The 17,013-nt window shown below is 51.9% G+C and carries 15 protein-coding genes; 6 read left to right on the forward strand and 9 right to left on the reverse strand.

Going from position 1 to position 17,013, the window contains the following annotated elements:
• The first annotated feature begins 92 nt into the window (after positions 1-92).
• Together QNH99_RS10350 and dadX are read left to right on the forward strand one after the other, a co-directional pair.
• Entirely contained in the window at positions 93-1,394 is a 1,302-nt protein-coding gene (locus QNH99_RS10350; RefSeq protein WP_063879828.1) for a D-amino acid dehydrogenase, read from the forward strand.
• Between the two features lie 19 nt (positions 1,395-1,413).
• The gene (dadX, locus tag QNH99_RS10355) at positions 1,414-2,484 is read left to right on the forward strand and encodes a catabolic alanine racemase DadX (protein ID WP_410517639.1); all 1,071 of its coding nucleotides are present in this window, start codon (positions 1,414-1,416) and stop codon (positions 2,482-2,484) included.
• Here the strand turns inward: dadX and QNH99_RS10360 are convergent.
• From QNH99_RS10360 to yeaG, 6 genes are all read right to left on the reverse strand, one after another.
• On the reverse strand, positions 2,477-3,670 hold the full coding sequence (locus tag QNH99_RS10360) for a multidrug effflux MFS transporter (protein ID WP_145393957.1): 1,194 nt from the start codon (positions 3,668-3,670) through the stop codon (positions 2,477-2,479). The genes dadX and QNH99_RS10360 overlap by 8 nt on opposite strands.
• Before the next feature lie 122 nt (positions 3,671-3,792).
• Entirely contained in the window at positions 3,793-5,259 is a 1,467-nt protein-coding gene (gene wbaP / locus QNH99_RS10365; protein ID WP_410517640.1) for an undecaprenyl-phosphate galactose phosphotransferase WbaP, read from the reverse strand.
• Positions 5,260-5,636: 377 nt separating this feature from the next.
• The gene (locus tag QNH99_RS10370) at positions 5,637-5,870 is read right to left on the reverse strand and encodes a DUF1480 family protein (RefSeq protein WP_063879824.1); all 234 of its coding nucleotides are present in this window, start codon (positions 5,868-5,870) and stop codon (positions 5,637-5,639) included.
• Between the two features lie 76 nt (positions 5,871-5,946).
• The gene (locus QNH99_RS10375) at positions 5,947-7,674 is read right to left on the reverse strand and encodes a potassium/proton antiporter (RefSeq protein WP_410517641.1); all 1,728 of its coding nucleotides are present in this window, start codon (positions 7,672-7,674) and stop codon (positions 5,947-5,949) included.
• Positions 7,675-7,919: 245 nt separating this feature from the next.
• A complete protein-coding gene (locus QNH99_RS10380) occupies positions 7,920-9,194 on the reverse strand; it encodes a YeaH/YhbH family protein (protein ID WP_063879822.1) in 1,275 nt (424 codons plus the stop codon).
• Between the two features lie 92 nt (positions 9,195-9,286).
• Positions 9,287-11,221, reverse strand: a complete 1,935-nt coding sequence (yeaG, locus tag QNH99_RS10385) for a protein kinase YeaG (RefSeq protein ID WP_063879821.1) — start codon at positions 11,219-11,221, stop codon at positions 9,287-9,289.
• 420 nt (positions 11,222-11,641) lie between these two features.
• Here yeaG and QNH99_RS10390 point away from each other — a divergent pair, with 420 nt between their 5' ends.
• A complete protein-coding gene (locus QNH99_RS10390) occupies positions 11,642-12,391 on the forward strand; it encodes a MipA/OmpV family protein (RefSeq protein WP_096010504.1) in 750 nt (249 codons plus the stop codon).
• 70 nt (positions 12,392-12,461) lie between these two features.
• The gene (locus QNH99_RS10395; protein WP_410517642.1) at positions 12,462-13,313 is read left to right on the forward strand and encodes an aldo/keto reductase; all 852 of its coding nucleotides are present in this window, start codon (positions 12,462-12,464) and stop codon (positions 13,311-13,313) included.
• A 16-nt stretch (positions 13,314-13,329) separates the two neighbouring features.
• Here QNH99_RS10395 and QNH99_RS10400 read toward each other — a convergent pair whose 3' ends face one another.
• A complete protein-coding gene (locus tag QNH99_RS10400; protein ID WP_410517643.1) occupies positions 13,330-14,208 on the reverse strand; it encodes a D-hexose-6-phosphate mutarotase in 879 nt (292 codons plus the stop codon).
• A 72-nt stretch (positions 14,209-14,280) separates the two neighbouring features.
• Positions 14,281-15,279 carry a glyceraldehyde-3-phosphate dehydrogenase gene (gene gapA / locus QNH99_RS10405; RefSeq protein ID WP_256852235.1) on the reverse strand — a complete coding sequence of 333 codons (999 nt, stop codon included), beginning with the start codon at positions 15,277-15,279 and terminating at the stop codon, positions 14,281-14,283.
• A 340-nt stretch (positions 15,280-15,619) separates the two neighbouring features.
• On the opposite strand from gapA, the gene msrB reads away from it, so the two are divergent.
• Together msrB and QNH99_RS10415 are read left to right on the forward strand one after the other, a co-directional pair.
• Positions 15,620-16,030 (forward strand): peptide-methionine (R)-S-oxide reductase MsrB, encoded by a 411-nt coding sequence (gene msrB, locus QNH99_RS10410; protein WP_063879816.1) that lies wholly within the window; start codon positions 15,620-15,622, stop codon positions 16,028-16,030.
• A 2-nt stretch (positions 16,031-16,032) separates the two neighbouring features.
• Positions 16,033-16,314 carry a YeaC family protein gene (locus QNH99_RS10415; protein WP_063879815.1) on the forward strand — a complete coding sequence of 94 codons (282 nt, stop codon included), beginning with the start codon at positions 16,033-16,035 and terminating at the stop codon, positions 16,312-16,314.
• Positions 16,315-16,391: 77 nt separating this feature from the next.
• Here the strand turns inward: QNH99_RS10415 and pncA are convergent, their stop codons facing one another.
• Complete coding sequence (gene pncA, locus QNH99_RS10420) at positions 16,392-17,000, reverse strand: bifunctional nicotinamidase/pyrazinamidase (protein WP_063879814.1); 609 nt, start codon at positions 16,998-17,000, stop codon at positions 16,392-16,394.
• Between the last annotated feature and the right edge of the window lie 13 nt (positions 17,001-17,013).

Genomic DNA, 17,013 nt, shown 5'->3' on the forward strand with positions numbered 1-17,013 from the left:
TTGAATTGTTTAGAGGATGTTTCCACTTTGTGATCACACTGAATGTAAACCAGTGAACAGTGGATTATGCTTTTTAATTTCGCGGGGGACTTATGCACGTAGTGATTCTTGGAAGTGGCGTAGTAGGCGTAACAAGCGCATGGTATCTGGCGCGCGCCGGGCACCAGGTCACCGTGATCGATCGTCAGCCTCAGCCCGCTATGGAGACCAGCGCCGCGAATGCCGGACAGATCTCTCCGGGCTATGCTGCGCCCTGGGCGGCACCGGGTGTACCGCTGAAGGCAATGAAATGGATGTTCCAGCGTCATGCTCCACTGGCAATCCGGCTGGACGGCAGTCGCTTTCAGCTTGAATGGATGTGGAACATGCTGCGTAACTGCGATATGCGTCATTACCAGCAAAACAAAAGCCGCATGGTCCGCCTGGCAGAATACAGCCGTGATTGCCTGAAAGCGCTCCGTGCCGAAACCGGCATTGCCTACGAAGGCCGCCAGGGCGGCACGCTGCAGCTGTTTCGTACCCAGCAGCAGTTTGACAGCGCCAGTAAAGACATTGCTGTACTGCGCGAGGCCGGCGTGCCCTACGAGTTGCTGGAGGCGCATCAGCTGTCCAGCGTCGAGCCTGCACTGGCGGCGACCCACCATAAACTCACTGGCGGATTACGCCTGCCGAATGATGAAACCGGGGATTGCCAACTTTTTACTCAACGTCTGGCTAAAATGGCCGAAGAAGCCGGAGTTGTCTTCCGTTTTAATACGCCAATCGATCAGTTGCTACGCGACGGTAATCGTATTTATGGCGTGAAGTGCGGTGAGGAAGTGATTAAAGGCGACAGCTATGTCGTGGCGCTGGGTTCCTATTCGACCTCGCTGATGAAGAATATCGTCGATATTCCCGTCTATCCGCTTAAAGGCTATTCCCTGACGATTCCGGTGACCAATCCCGATGCGGCACCGGTTTCTACGATTCTTGATGAAACCTACAAAGTGGCAGTGACGCGCTTTGATAACCGTATTCGCGTCGGCGGCATGGCCGAGATTGTTGGTTTTAACACCAAACTGCTGGAGGCGCGTCGTGAAACCCTGGAGATGGTGGTCACAGACCTTTATCCTGAAGGCGGTGATGTCAGCCAGGCGAGTTTCTGGACCGGCCTGCGCCCTATGACGCCAGATGGAACGCCGGTGGTTGGCGCTACGCCGCTCTCGAACCTTTATCTGAATACCGGACACGGTACACTGGGATGGACAATGGCGTGCGGCTCCGGTCAGTTACTCGCTGACGTCATGTCCGGAACATCATCCGCGATAGCCGCAGATGATCTCACCGTCTTTCGCTATTTACCCGGTTTTGCGGCCAGCCGATCGCCGCTTCGCAACGTTAACGCTACCCGTTAAGCCTTCAGGGAGAGGAAGTATGTCACGTCCAATTGTCGCTACCATCGATCAACACGCGTTGCGACATAACCTGGCGATTGCGCGCCGGGCGGCTCCTGCGTCACGCATCTGGTCAGTGGTCAAAGCGAATGCCTATGGTCACGGCATTGCCCGCGTATGGGAAAGCCTGTCAGCGACCGATGGTTTCGCTCTGCTTAACATGGAAGAGGCCATTATGTTGCGCGAGCAGGGCTGGAAAAAGCCGATATTACTGCTCGAAGGGTTCTTTCATCCTGATGACCTGGCATTAATCGATCGCTACCGACTGACCACCAGTGTGCACAGCAACTGGCAGATTCACGCCCTGGCCAATGCCACGCTTTCTGCGCCTGTTGATATTTATCTGAAGATCAACAGCGGTATGAACCGTCTGGGGTTCCGTCCTGAGCAGGTCAATGGGATCTGGCATAAACTGCGTGCGATTGAAAACGTCGGGGATATCACGTTGATGGCGCACTTTGCCGATGCGGAAAATCCTGACGGTATTGTCGAGCCGTTAAAGCGCATCGCGCAGGCCACGGAAGGGCTGGAAAGCCCGCTTTCATTGTCCAATTCGGCCTGTACGCTGTGGCATACCGAAGCACATCACGACTGGGTGCGCCCGGGGATCATACTGTACGGCGCCTCACCAAGCGGTGACTGGCAGGATATCGCCAGCAGTGGTCTGAAGCCGGTGATGACGCTCACCAGTGAGATTATTGGCGTGCAGCAACTTCAGGCTGGAGATGGCGTAGGCTATGGCTACCGCTATCATGCAAAGCAGCCACAGCGTATCGGCGTGGTAGCCTGCGGCTATGCAGATGGTTATCCGCGCCATTCGCCGACAGGCACCCCGGTTGCCGTTGACGGCATTATGACGCAGGTTGTCGGCGCGGTGTCTATGGACATGATTACGGTTGATCTCACGCCTTGCCCGCAGGCTGGCATTGGCTCGTCTGTCGAGTTATGGGGCGAAAACGTCAAAATCGATCAGGTGGCGAAAGCAGCCGGAACCGTGGGCTATGAGCTCATGTGCGCACTGGCACCCCGCGTACCGGTTAAGCTTATTTAACAGCGGTAATACGACTTTGCATGTTTTTGCTGCAGCGCCAGGCCAGGAAGGCCAGCGCTGCACCCAGCAGCATCATTAACGTCAGCGACAGCTTTTCTGCCATTGGCAGAGCCACGACGAGCAGGCTGCCTGCTGCGCCTCCCGCCATCTGAATAAACCCCTGTAGCGCTGAAGCGACGCCCGCCTGTTGTTGATAGGGCTCCAGCGCATAGCTGGTGGCTGGCCCAACGGTAAAGGCCAGGCCAGCGACGGCAACCGCGACCGGAAACATATACAGCGCCCAGTGGGATTGCATACTCGCAGGGAATAACGTCATGCCTGCCACCAGCAGCACGGCACCCGTTAGCATCGTAATAAAGCCGATGGCCAGGCAAAACGGTCGGCCCGCTTTACGAATCGCTTTATTCACCACCACGCTAACCATCATGATCCAAAAACCATTGGCGCCGAAGGCGAAAGAGAAAGCCAGAGGGGACAGACCGCCTTCGGTCATTAATACCTGTGGGGCCAGTGACACATAGGTCAGCACCATGCCCAGTGCCCCCGCATTGGCAAAAGCAAAGGCCAGGAAGCGAGGTTGACGGAGAATGGTGGCGTACTGATTCACGGGAAGGCCTTTAACGCGCAGCGTATCCGCCGGGCGCGTTTCAGGGAGCCAGACGATAACCATCAGCATCACTACTGCCGCGTAAGCGCACAGGAACCAGAAGGGCGCTCGCCAGTCAAAGGCGCTGGCCAACAGCCCACCCAGTAACGGAGCCAGTGCGGGCACAATATTCAGTGCGCCATTCAGGAAGCCATAAGCCCGGGCGGCATCATCGCCGCTCAGTCGGTCGCGCACGCCGCTAAAGGCCACCACCGCGCTGCAACATACCGCGCAACCCTGCACCAGACGGGCCAGTAAAAACAGCGGGAAAGAGGTCGCTGTGGCGGCGATGGCGCTGCCAGCAATATAGAGCGCCAGGCCCAGCAAGGCGATGGGCTTACGTCCATAGTTGTCCACCAGCGGGCCACTGACCAGTTGCCCCAGGCCCATCACCAGCAAAAAGAGTGGGATAGTCGTTTGCACCAGGGCAACAGGTGTTGATAAGCCTTCGGCGATCTGGGGCAGCGTCGGTAAATAGAGATCGATGCCTAAAGGTGCCAGTAACACCAGGCTCAATAACAATAAGGTATATTTTTGCATAGCAACCAGAGGGTAAACGTTCGATAAAGCGAGGGAAGAGGGTAATGATTAACAGGACAAAAGGAAAGCGAATTACCGGACGAAATCGCGATGCCTGTCCGAAACAGGCATCGCTGGCTACATCAGTAAGCGCCGTCACGGCGGAATACCACGCACGCCGTTTTAAACAGAATGGCGATGTCCGTCCACAACGCCCAGTTTTTAACATACCAGGAGTCAAAATAGACGCGGGTATCGTAATCAATATCGTTACGACCGCTGACCTGCCATAACCCGGTCATGCCCGGTTTTGCCATCAGATAGTAATCCACATCGCCGGCATAACGCTCAAGCTCAGCCTCAATCACCGGTCGTGGTCCCACCAGACTCATTTCGCCACGGATCACATTCCAGAGCTGCGGTAACTCATCAAGACTGGTTTTACGCAGGAAGCCGCCAATGCCTGTAATGCGTGGGTCTTTCTTAAGCTTAAAGTCTTTGTCCCATTCCCGGCGTGCCTCTTCGCTGGTCGCCAGGAGTTTTTCCAGAACCTCTTTGGAATTCGTGACCATAGAGCGGAACTTGAGACATTTGAACTTTTTGCCATCCTGGCCGATACGTTCGTGACCGTAAATCGCATTGCCGCCGTCACGCCTGACCATGTAGCAAAGCAGGGCGAAGACCGGTGCAAGGAAGAGCAGTAGCAATGATGCCACCACAATATCGAAGCCACGCTTCAGGAAGCGTGAGGAATGCTTCGCCAGGTTATTACTTACGCGCAGAATCATCACTTCATGGCTAAAAATAAACGACATGTCCGTACCGTACAGCGGCACGCCGCGTAAGGTCGGGATCACTGACACGGAACGGCAGTTCATTTTGGATAAAAACTTCAACCAGCGATCGCGTTCCGGCTGCTGCTCATACTCCATCGCGACAATAAACTGCACATTGTCACGGTCGATGGTGTTCCAGTTGATATCCTTCGCCGAGATGACGGGCACGCCATTAACACTCTGCTGCTGCGGCGCGTCTTCTACAGAGATAAACGCCTGAACGTTATAACCGAGAATTTCTTCACTTTGTAAGGCCGCGAAGGCTTCGGTGGCGTTGCGACCTGAACCAATGATGATGGTCTCTTTTTTCCATTGACCGGCTTTATTAATGGCTTTTTTTACGCCGGCGCGCATCAGCGGCAGCAGAAGCAGGGCATAGCTCCAACTGAACACCCACACCATGCGGGAAAAGTCCCATTTAGAAAACGCGATTAATGCCAGATCGAGCAGAGAGAAAACAACCAGTGTTTTGATAATCTCTTTCAGTTCGAACCAAAAGGGTTTGCGGTAAGTGTAGTGACGCAGACGCATCCAAAACCAGCCAGTACATAATACCGACATAATAAACTGCGCAATAAAACGGTTTTCAATTTGATGCGGTGGAATAAACGCATCAAGATCTCCCCAAATACCCTGAATAGTGGCAGCAGAGAGAAACAGCGCTAAATTCAGCGCAATAAGGTCGGAAAAACTGAGTGCAAACTTTACAAGAATATTCTTACGAAGACCGCTCCATGAGCGACTCGCATTGTTTATTACCATTGTACTTGCCATAAAACCTGCTCTCTTAATTAAGTAAAAGATGGCCTGACCAGAATCAAGTACGCGTTCAGGGGTTAACGACTGAAAATCCAAAACCGGGATGTTTTCAGTTTGTTACAGTCATTAGAGCCATTAACGCTGCAAGAAAAAATTTCGCTAAGCGTGAGTTGAGTCACGTAAAAATGCAGCACTGGGGAAGAGTATGCAGGAGATATTTGACAGAGTTAATACGGAATAATTCTTAAAAAACCAGGCGATAATCGCGTGAGTTTTGTTTAAGTGGCTAATTTGAAAGATAATATTTAAAAAGTATAACTTATGAGCAGTGCGTACAGGGGCTTTTTTTAGGAATTACCGCCAAATCCACTGTCTGGCGGCAATTCACAGGATCATGCTGATTTTTTTAATACCCAGCGGTCTTGTTGCTTATCGTAATGCCCGATGTGCAAGATGACTTCCTGGTCATCAATCCAGGCAGGAACGCTGGTGTCATGATCCCAGCCGTCGAGCTGATAACTCAGGCCGGGGTTGGTGTGGCAGGGAATACTCACTGTCACAGGTTCTTCGCTGCTGAATTCTGCATCGACAATTTCGTAGCGACCAATTTTAACCACGTGACCCATGGATAACTCCCGTTTTAACTGAATGTCATAAAAGCTTAGTGCAATTCAGCCAATTAACCGCGCCAATTAATTAAGATTATTCCTTGTCTTCACTTGGGCGTACACCAATTTTCACGATTTGATTATCTTCTTTTTCCGCCACGGTCCAGGTCAGCTGATTCCATTCAATCTGATCGCCTACGACGGGCGTGCCGCCGAGCATGCCGAGCATCAGTTGTCCCAGTGATTGTTGCGCATTGGTGTGTTCATCCAGTTCAAGACCATATATTTGCGCCACATCGTTCAGGCGAGCGTCGGCATCAAGAATAAAGTCACCGAAGAAACGCTGATCCAGCGAGACAGGCGGCGACTGGCTGAACATTTTTCCCAACGCAGGCAGATCACGCTCACGACCAATGACGCAAATCACGTCGTTTTCTTTTAAACGCGTCGCGCTATCTGGATGCATCAACACGTTATCCCGAAACAGAGCGGCGATGCGGGTTTCACGCGGCATCTGTAGATCGCGCAGCGCGGCGCCCACGCACCATTTGTCGGCACTAAGCTGATAGACAAACTGCTCCCAGGGGTTTTCCGGATGGATATCCAGCCCGATGCGGCTGATGGGCGACGCCGTAGGCGGTACCACCACTTTGGCTTTCTTCGCGGCATATCCCAGCGAGGTGCCCTGTAGCATCAGTGAGACCAACACGACAAAGAAGGCAATATTAAAATAGAGCGACGCGTTTTCCAGGCCCGCCATCATCGGAAACACCGCCAGGATAATCGGCACCGCGCCACGCAGGCCCACCCAACTGATAAAAACCCGCTCGCGCCCGGTGAAGCCACGGAAGGGCAATAAGCCGATGAAGACGGACAGGGGGCGCGCAACCAAAATCAACCACAGCGAGAGAATCATGGCCGGGACCGCGATATGCCAAAGATCCGACGGCGTGACTAACAGGCCCAGCACGATAAACATGCCTATCTGACTGAGCCAGGCCATACCATCAAAGGTTTGCAGAATACCAAAGCGGTTGCGGATAGGACTGTTGCCGAGCAAGAAACCACACAGATACACGGCCAGAATCCCACTGCCTTCCAGGACCGTGGTCAGGGCAAACACCAGAATACCGCCGCTGAGTGCCAGTAAAGGGTAAAGGCCAGGAGCCAGGTTTATGCGGTTAATCAGCTGCTGCAGGGCCCAGCCGCCGCCCAGGCCCAGCGCAATGCCCAGACCAAACTGTTGAATCAGGTGTACCACAAACATCCAGTCAAGGCCGGTTTTGCCCTGCTCGATCATCTCTATCAGCGTAATGGTGAGAAACACTGCCATAGGATCGTTGCTGCCAGACTCAATTTCCAGCGTTGAGCTTACGCGTTCATTCAGGCCTTTATCGCCCAGCAGTGAGAACACCGCCGCCGCATCGGTGGAACCGATAATGGCGCCAATTAAAAAACCCTGCATCATATCGAGCCGGAAAAGCCATGCGGCGACCAGGCCGGTTAATCCAGCCGTGATAATGACGCCTACCGTTGCCAGCGACAGTGCCGGGCCCAGCGCCACCTTGAACGAGCTGGCTTTGGTGCGCATTCCGCCATCCAGCAGAATAATCGCCAGGGCAAGGTTAGAAATCAGGTAAGCGGCTGGGTAGTTATCGAAGGCGATACCGCCGATGCCATCAATCCCGGCTAACATTCCCAGCGCCAGGAAAATGACCAGGATAGGAATGCCCAGACGGGATGAAAAGGAACTGAGTAAGATACTCGACGCAACCAGCACGGACCCAATAATAAAAAGACTATAAACAATAGTGTGGTTCAAACCCGGTCTCCTGAGATACGGCAATCAATGTTAGCTAATGTGTAGAAACACCCATGCTATGTCTGCAAGATAATGTTTTATCAATGAGTTGTCATGGTCATTATGCAATTTATATCAATTGCTAATGCCTTTGTTACTCCAGTTTAACGATATTAATAGAGTAGTTGGAGGGTTTGTGACGGGGAAGGCCATGTTTTAACAGGTTATTAGACAAAAAAAAGCCGACAGGGCGTCGGCTTCGTGTCTCAGGCTTCCATTGCCTGCTTGTGAAACAGCTCACGGAACACCGGGTAGATATCCTCGGGTTCACGAATGTGCTGGATCGCAAAGTTATCGAATATCGACTGCAGGTGTTCATATTCGCGCCACAGGGTCTGGTGAGCACGACGGGTGATTTCAATATAGGTGTAGTAACGGACGACCGGTAAGATGTTCTTCGCCAGAATCTCATGACACAGCGGTGAATCATCCGCCCAGTTGTCGCCATCTGACGCCTGAGCGGCATAGATATTCCACTGTGCCGGATCGTAACGCTCTTTGACCACTTCATCCATGAGCTTCAGGGCGCTCGACACGATGGTCCCGCCGGTTTCCTGTGAATAGAAAAACTCTTGCTCGTCGACTTCTTTGGCCTGTGTATGGTGCCGGATATAAACCACATCGACATTTTTGTAAGTGCGGCTCAGGAACAGGTAGAGCAAAATATAAAAGCGTTTTGCCATATCCTTGGTGGCCTGATCCATGGAGCCCGAGACGTCCATCAGACAGAACATAACCGCCTGGCTGGAAGGTTCAGGGCGTTTTTCAAAGTTTTTGTAGCGTAAATCAAAGGTATCGATAAAGGGCACCCGAGCGATACGCGCACGCAAGTCGGCAATCTCTTTGCGTAAGCGCTCCTCTTCGAGCAACTGAGCCGGTTCTGACTTTTCAACCGTGGCAAGTTCATCTTCAAGCTGATGCAGCTGGCGACGTTTACCTGCGGTCATGGCAGTACGACGCGCCAGAGAGTTCTGCAGAGAGCGCACCACGCTGATGTTGGCCGGCACACCATTTGAGGTAAAACCCGCACGGTGGGTTTTATACTCGTTTAACTGGCGGTGCTGATTTTTACGCAAGTTGGGCAGCGCCAGATCTTCAAACAGCAGGTCCAGATATTCATCTTTGGAGATCTGAAAAACGAACTCATCCTGACCTTCACCGTCCTGACCGGCGTTGCCCTGACCGGAACCGCTGCCACCGCCGCCCTGCGGCCGCTCAACACGGTCATTCTGTATAAAGTGATCGTTGCCCGGATGGACACGATGGCGTTGCCCGCCGCGACCCTGATGGAAAATCGGTTCATTGATGTCATCAATCGGGATGGAAACGGATTCGCCACTACTGATGTCGGTCACCGAGCGTTTATTGATGGCCTCGGAGATCGACTGCTTAATCTGGGACTTATAACGACGCAAGAAGCGCTGGCGGTTGACCGCGCTCTTGTTTTTACCGTTTAGTCGGCGATCGATAAAATAGGCCATGATGTTCCCCCAAACTACATTGCAAGCAGGCCGGGCTGTCCCGTCCTTAAGTGACCGGTGCTATCCCGCACCGGTTTGCTTACAGACTCTGATCAGGACGATTTACGTACGCGCAGATACCATTCACACAGCAGGCGAACCTGTTTGCGGGTATAGCCTTTTTCCATCATGCGATCGACAAAATCATCGTGCTTCTTCTGCTCATCCGTGGACGTTTTCGTATTGAACGAAATAACCGGCAACAGCTCTTCGGTATTTGAGAACATTTTTTTCTCAATCACCGTACGCAGTTTCTCATAACTGGTCCAGTTCGGATTGCGGCCGTTATTATGGGCCCGTGCACGCAGCACAAAATTGACAATTTCATTACGGAAATCTTTAGGATTACTAATCCCCGCAGGTTTCTCAATTTTTTCCAGTTCCGCATTAAGTGACTCACGGTCAAACAGCTGCCCTGTATCAGGATCGCGATACTCCTGATCCTGAATCCAGAAATCGGCATAAGTGACATAGCGGTCAAAGATATTTTGACCATATTCGGAATAGGATTCCAGATAAGCCGTCTGAATCTCTTTGCCAATAAACTCTGCATATTTCGGAATTAAATAACCTTTCAGGTGCTCAAGGTATTTTTCCGCCTGATCTTGCGGGAACTGCTCACGTTCTATTTGCTGTTCCAACACGTAAAACAGGTGAACAGGGTTGGCTGCCACTTCAGCATGATCGAAGTTAAAAACGCGGGACAGAATTTTAAAGGCGAAACGGGTGGACAATCCGTTCATCCCTTCGTCTACGCCGGCGTAGTCATGGTATTCCTGCCAGGACTTCGCCTTGGGATCGGTATCCTTGAGGCTTTCACCGTCATACACGCGCATCTTGGAGTAGATGCTGGAGTTATCTGGATCTTTCATGCGTGAGAGAATGGAGAATCGCGCCAGAGTTTCCAGCGTGCCGGGCGCGCAAGGTGCCGTGGACAGCTCACTGTGATTCAGGAGTTTCTCGTAGATCTTGATCTCTTCGGATACGCGGAGGCAGTAAGGCACCTTAACGATGTAAACACGGTCAAGGAACGCCTCATTGTTTTTGTTGTTACGGAACGTCACCCACTCAGATTCGTTCGAGTGCGCCAGAATGATACCGTTAAACGGCAGAGCAGAGATGCCCTCTGTACCGTTATAGTTACCTTCCTGGGTGGCGGTTAACAGGGGATGCAGCACTTTAATGGGTGCTTTAAACATCTCAACGAATTCCATGATGCCCTGGTTCGCCCGGCACAACGCACCTGAGTAACCGTAGGCATCAGGATCGTTCTGAGCATGGTTTTCCAGTTTACGAATGTCGACCTTACCGACGAGTGCGGAGATATCCTGATTGTTTTCATCGCCGGGTTCGGTCTTAGCGATGGCTAACTGCTCCAGAATCGACGGCCATACTTTCACCACTTTGAAGCGGGTGATATCCCCACCAAATTCGTGCAGGCGTTTAGCCGCCCATGGCGACATAATGGTGCCAAGGTAGCGGCGGGGTACGCCGTACTCTTTTTCCAGAATATTGGCGTCTTCCTGCGGATTAAACAGGCACAGGGGGTGATCGTTGACCGGGCTGCGTTCGCCATCGGCGCTCAATACAAAGATGGGCACACGCTGCATCAGCGATTTCAGTCGCTCTGCCAGAGAGGACTTACCGCCGCCGACCGGACCCAGCAGATAAAGAATTTGTTTCTTCTCTTCAAGGCCTTGTGCCGCATGTTTCAAGTAAGAAACGATTTGTTCAATCGCTTCTTCCATACCGTAAAACTCTTCAAATGCCGGGTAACGTCCCATCACCCGGTTAGAAAAGATTCTGGAAAGGCGTGGCTCCTGAGCGGTGTCAACCATCACGGGTTCACCGATAGCCATTAACAGTCGCTCTGCGGCGTTGGCGTATGCACTGCGATCCTGTTTACAGATGGTAAGAAATTCCTGCAGTGTGAACTCTTCGTCCTTGGCAGCTTCATAACGCTGACGATAATGATCGAATATATTCATAGCGATGCCCGTCCTTTCGTTTTTAGCACAGGTAAAGGAGCAATAATCAGTGCTCGTACAGCTCCCGGAAGATATTATCTTTTACTACAGCAACCCTTATGCCAACCTGATCATTGTTATCGGGATGCACAACTTTTATGGTTACTCTCTTTCAACAAAACCCTCGGTATTAAGTTTAACTGTAGAAGGCATTCAGGAAATTTCATCATAGATTTTTGATTAGTGAGCCACATATCAATAACAAAATCATTTTGTTGCGAAACCTTTTTGACGCATAAATGGCAAATTTGTGATGTCTCTAACCCGGTTATGCCACATCCTGCCTTAAATTGGGTAGATGATTTTCATATAAGGTTAATTCAGTCTGTAAAAAGCGTTAGACTGTATGAGTGATTGTTATATTTATGGAATGAATAAATTGTGAACCAATTCAAACTTAACACGCTTATCGCGCTTCTCCCTTGTTATTTTCTGGGGCAGTCAGTTCAGGCCGCGCCTTTATCACTCGGTGCATCAGTGATTTATGCGCAATCCCCGTATCGGGGTGGGCAGGACCGCTATTTGCCCGTGCCCATCATCAATTATGAAGGAGAAAACTTCTGGTTTAACACGCTACAGGGCGGTTACTACCTGTGGAAAGACCCTCAGGATCAGCTGTCTCTGACGTTGCTGGGCTCACCACAAGAATATGACCCGGGTGACAACGATCTGGGCGATATGAAAGGGCTGGATAAGCGCCGCATGACGCTGATGGGCGGTGCGACCTACAGACATACCGCAGACTGGGGGATTGTTCGTACTTCACTGCTCGGTGACGTACTCAACAACAGTAATGGCATCATCTGGGATCTTACCTACCTCTACCGCTTTAACTTCGGTGATTTTACCTTAACGCCGGGGATTGGGGCCATGTGGAACAGCGCGAATCAGAACCGTTACTACTATGGCGTATCTGGCCATGAGAGCGATCGTACCGGTATCAGCCGCTATCATCCCGATGACAGCTGGTCACCTTATGCGGAGCTGAATGCCAGCTACAGCATTACGCCACAGTGGAATGCTAACCTGTCAGGACGCTACACCCGTTTTGCCAGTGAAATCAAAGACAGTCCCATGGTTGATAAAAGTGGACAGTTCACGATCTGGACAGGCGTAAGTTACACTTTCTGATTTGCACTTTAAGAGGGCAGGCGTTGCCCTCTGTTAGTTTGTCTGCCCTATAACAGTGCAGGAGCGTAAAATGGCAAAATACGTTAACGTGGCAGGTCAACAGGCAATACCGGCGATAGGGCTTGGGACCTGGTACATGGGTGAAGACAGCAACAGCCGACAGCAGGAAGTCAGCGCGCTTCAGGCTGGGCTGGATGAGGGCTTGAAAATTATTGATACGGCCGAAATGTACGCCGATGGCGGGGCGGAAGAGGTGGTCGGCGAGGCGCTAAAAGGGCGCCGTGACAGCGCGTTGCTGGTATCGAAAGTTTACCCATGGAATGCCGGAGAATATGACGCGATAGCCGCCTGTGAAGCCAGCCTGCGGCGTTTGCAAACCGACCGCCTTGACCTCTACCTGCTGCACTGGCGTGGCAGCGTGCCCCTGGACGAAACCATAAGCGCAATGCAAAGCCTGCAGCAGCAGGGAAAAATTGTGCATTGGGGCGTTTCAAACTTCGACAGCGATGATATGGATGAGCTGTGGGCCGAAGCCGGTGGTGAAGCCTGCGCAACCAATCAGGTGCTTTATCATCTGGCTTCACGCGGTATCGAATATGATCTTCTGCCCCTGTGCCAGCAGCATGCGATGCCGGTAATGGCCTATTGTCCGCTGGCTCAGGCAGGACGCTTACGCAATCGGCTGTTTTCAGAGCCAACCCTGGTCGCCATTGCTCAGCAGAAGGGGATTACGGTTGCTCAGCTTCTGTTGGCGTGGGTTATCCGTGCGCCGGGTGTGATTGCTATCCCTAAAGCCAGCTCACTGCTGCATGTGCAGGAAAATGCCGCGGCGCTGGATATTAGCCTGAGTGATGAGGAGTGTTTCCTGATCGACAAAGCTTTCCCGCCACCGCGGCACAAAATACCACTGGACGTAGTATGAATTGCGCCCTTAAGCCTTAACTCGGTTTACCTTTCAGACGAATCGTGGTCGCCAGTCGGGCCGGTTTTTCGCCCGCACTGCGTAACGGTTTGCTGATGCGAGCCGTTTCCACACAAACCATGGTTTTGTAACCTTCGTTGGGCATGTCTGTCATGCTGCAGGACAGCTCAACGCCTGGGTTCCATGTGACAACGTCACTTTGGTGGTGATGATAAACCTCGATTTGCCGCTGTCCCACCTGATCGTTAATCACGGAGCAGTCGTTTGCCGCAGTAAAGATACGGTCAACCCGGCTGGTAAAACGCAGCTTACCGTCACTGGTGCCTTCCTGATTGTCGTTAACCTTATCGATATAGGTATCACCCAGTCCCGAGACATCGACCCCATTGATATCTGCCACGTTAAAGTAGCTGTGCAGCGCAGCGGTGGACTCATAGTCACCATAGGCTTCCAGTTCGATCTCACAGTGCTGCCCAAGACGAAAACGTGCTATTAGCGTAAATTCGTGTGGCCATAACTTTAGCGTCTGTGGATTGCTTTCCAGCACCAGCGTTAAGATCACGCCTTCTTCGTTTTCATCATGAGCAGACAGCTTCCAGGATTGATTACGGGCAAATCCATGCGCCGGTTCACCCGCTGGTCCAAACCAGGGCCAGCAGATGGGGACGCCGCCACGAATCGCTTTACCTGGCGAGAAAGGGCTTTTATCGCTCAGCCACAACACGTGCTTTTCCCCGCTGGGTTGCCAGGCAATAAGGTGAGCGCCCTGTAACGTTATGGCCGCACGCACGCGAGGATGGCTGACAACGATTGCCGGAAGATCCCCGACCTGACGCTGTGACAGGTAAGGCGTAATCTGTTTAACCACGGGGAGAGAAAAGAGTTTGTCTTGCATGCCCGACTCCTTACGAAATGGATCAAAAAAAGGGTGACCGAAGTCACCCTTATTCTCTTCTGTCTGGCTGCCTTATTTAGCAGAAACCAGCGCAATCAGGTCGAGAACTTTGTTTGAATAACCGGTTTCGTTATCATACCAGGAAACCAGTTTAACGAAGTTGTCATTCAGCGCGATACCGGCTTTAGCATCGAATACTGATGTCAGGATTTCACCGTTGAAATCGGTAGAAACCACGTCATCTTCAACATAGCCCAGCACGTCTTTCATTTCGCCTTCTGAAGCGGCTTTGATAGCGGCACAGATTTCTTTGTAAGACGCTGCTTTTTCCAGACGAACGGTCAGGTCAACAACAGAAACGTTTGGAGTAGGAACGCGGAACGCCATACCTGTCAGCTTGCCATTCAGTTCTGGCAGCACTTTACCTACCGCTTTCGCTGCACCGGTAGAAGAAGGGATGATGTTCTGAGACGCGCCACGACCGCCACGCCAGTCTTTGTGAGACGGGCCATCAACGGTTTTCTGTGTCGCGGTGGTCGCGTGAACGGTGGTCATCAGGCCTTCAACGATGCCGAACTTGTCGTTGATCACTTTTGCCAGTGGTGCCAGGCAGTTAGTGGTACAAGAGGCGTTAGACACGATGTCCTGACCCTGATATTTGTCGAAGTTTGCACCACGAACGAACATTGGGGTGTCATCTTTAGATGGACCGGTCAGAACGACTTTCCTGGCACCCGCAGTGATGTGCTTACGTGCAGTCTCGTCGGTCAGGAAGATACCGGTTGCTTCAGCAACGACGTCAACGCCGACTTCGTCCCATTTCAGGTTAGCCGGATCTCTCTCAGCAGTAACGCGGATTTTCTTACCGTTAACAACCAGAGCGCCGTCCTGTACTTCAACGGTGCCGTCAAAACGGCCGTGAGTAGAGTCGTACTTCAGCATGTACGCCATGTAGTCAGCGTCCAGCAGGTCGTTGATAGCAACGATTTCGATGTCAGAGCGCTGTTGAGCAGCACGGAAAACGATGCGACCGATACGGCCAAAACCGTTGATACCTACTTTGATAGTCATATATTCCACCAGCTAGTTGTTAGTGAATAAAAGGTTGGCTGTAAAATTACAAAAACCTTACCAGGCGTCAAGCGGAATCGTGTCAATTGTTGCGACAGGTCAATCCACTCAACAGGAATTATTTGTGCCGCAACCGCTTGCGCGCACCTGAAAAAAACGTGCTCTGTTGAATCCTTCGCCGAATATATAGGGATATGCCAGAGAAAAGGTGATCGAAGTCACAAATCTACCTTGTAGGATACGGACTGAAGGGTTGAGCACAAAAAAAGACCCGACTAATGTTGATCGTTTGTTAGAATAGTAGTCGATTTTTACAGAATGACATCCCGGAATTGCTCAAATGCCTAAAGAAACCGCACCCGAAGCAAAAATCGCCCAACTGACTGAGATGCAACGTTATGTCACGCAGCAGCGTGGAACGGAGCCACCGTACAGCGGTGCGCTGCTGCACAATAAGCAGGAAGGGATCTACCACTGTTTGGTCTGCAACGCTCCCCTGTTTTTGTCTGACACCAAGTATGACTCAGGTTGTGGCTGGCCCAGCTTCTATCAGCCGGTAAGCGATGACGCGATTCGCTATCTGGAAGATAATTCACATGGTATGCAGCGTGTTGAAATCCGTTGTGGCAGTTGTGATGCCCATCTCGGTCATGTTTTCCCGGATGGTCCACAACCGACCGGTGAACGCTACTGTGTTAATTCCGCCTCGCTGAACTTTACCGATCAGCAAGGTGACGAGACGAAAGGATAACGATGAAACAGCAACTTGACGCGATGCTTGATGCCATGACGCCTGAAATCTATGACCGTCTGGTTATGGCTGTGGAAACCGGAAAATGGCCAGATGGCGTGGCGCTTACCCAGCAGCAGCGTGATAACAGCCTGCAACTGGTGATGATGTGGCAGGCGCGGAATAACGAGGCCCCACAGCATATGACGATCGGTAAAGACGGCGAGATGGTCACCAAGTCTAAAAAGCAGTTGAAAGACGAGTTTGGCATTGAGCCAGACGTGACTCGTATCAACCTGCATTAAGCCTGGACAGCCTGTGAAAGTGACAGGCCGTTCGAGACGTGAAGGGCTGGCAACAAGCCAACCCTTCACGTTCAGTTTCAGATAATAACCGCACCCTGTGCTGCCATCTGCGCCAGGGCAATTTCGCTGTCTTCAGGATTGAGATTCACGCCCCGGCAACCTTCCGCCACCACGTCCACCTGATAGCCCAGTTCAAGTGCATCCAGAACGCTGTACTTCACACAGTAATCGGTCGCCAGGCCCAGCATCACCAGATGCGTGATGTCGCGCGCGCGTAACCAGCTGTCCAGCTCGGTTTTACGCCGGTGGCCGTTATCAAAAAAGGCGCTATAGCTGTCAACGTCCTGATCTTCACCCTTGTGGAAGACCGCGTCGAACAGGCTGCGATCAAGCCCAGGATGAAAGTCTGCGCCGGTTGAGTGCTGAATCCCATGATCCGGCCACCAGATTTGGGGCAGACCATTAAGCTCGCCCAGGGTATAAACCGGCTCACCAGACACGGAGGCAAAACTGCCATGGTTGGCAGGGTGCCAGTCCTGTAATGCCACAACGCACTCACCTTTTTCGCGAAAGGCACGGGCATAGCGATTAGCAATCTCTACCGTATGATCGCCTTCTGTAACGGCCATGGGGCCGCCGGGGCAGAAGTCGTTCTGAATATCAATAATGATCAGTGCCCGTTTCATTCCCGTTTGCTCC

The organism is Pantoea allii (assembly GCF_046529425.1).
GTDB classification, from domain to species: Bacteria; Pseudomonadota; Gammaproteobacteria; order Enterobacterales; family Enterobacteriaceae; genus Pantoea; species Pantoea allii.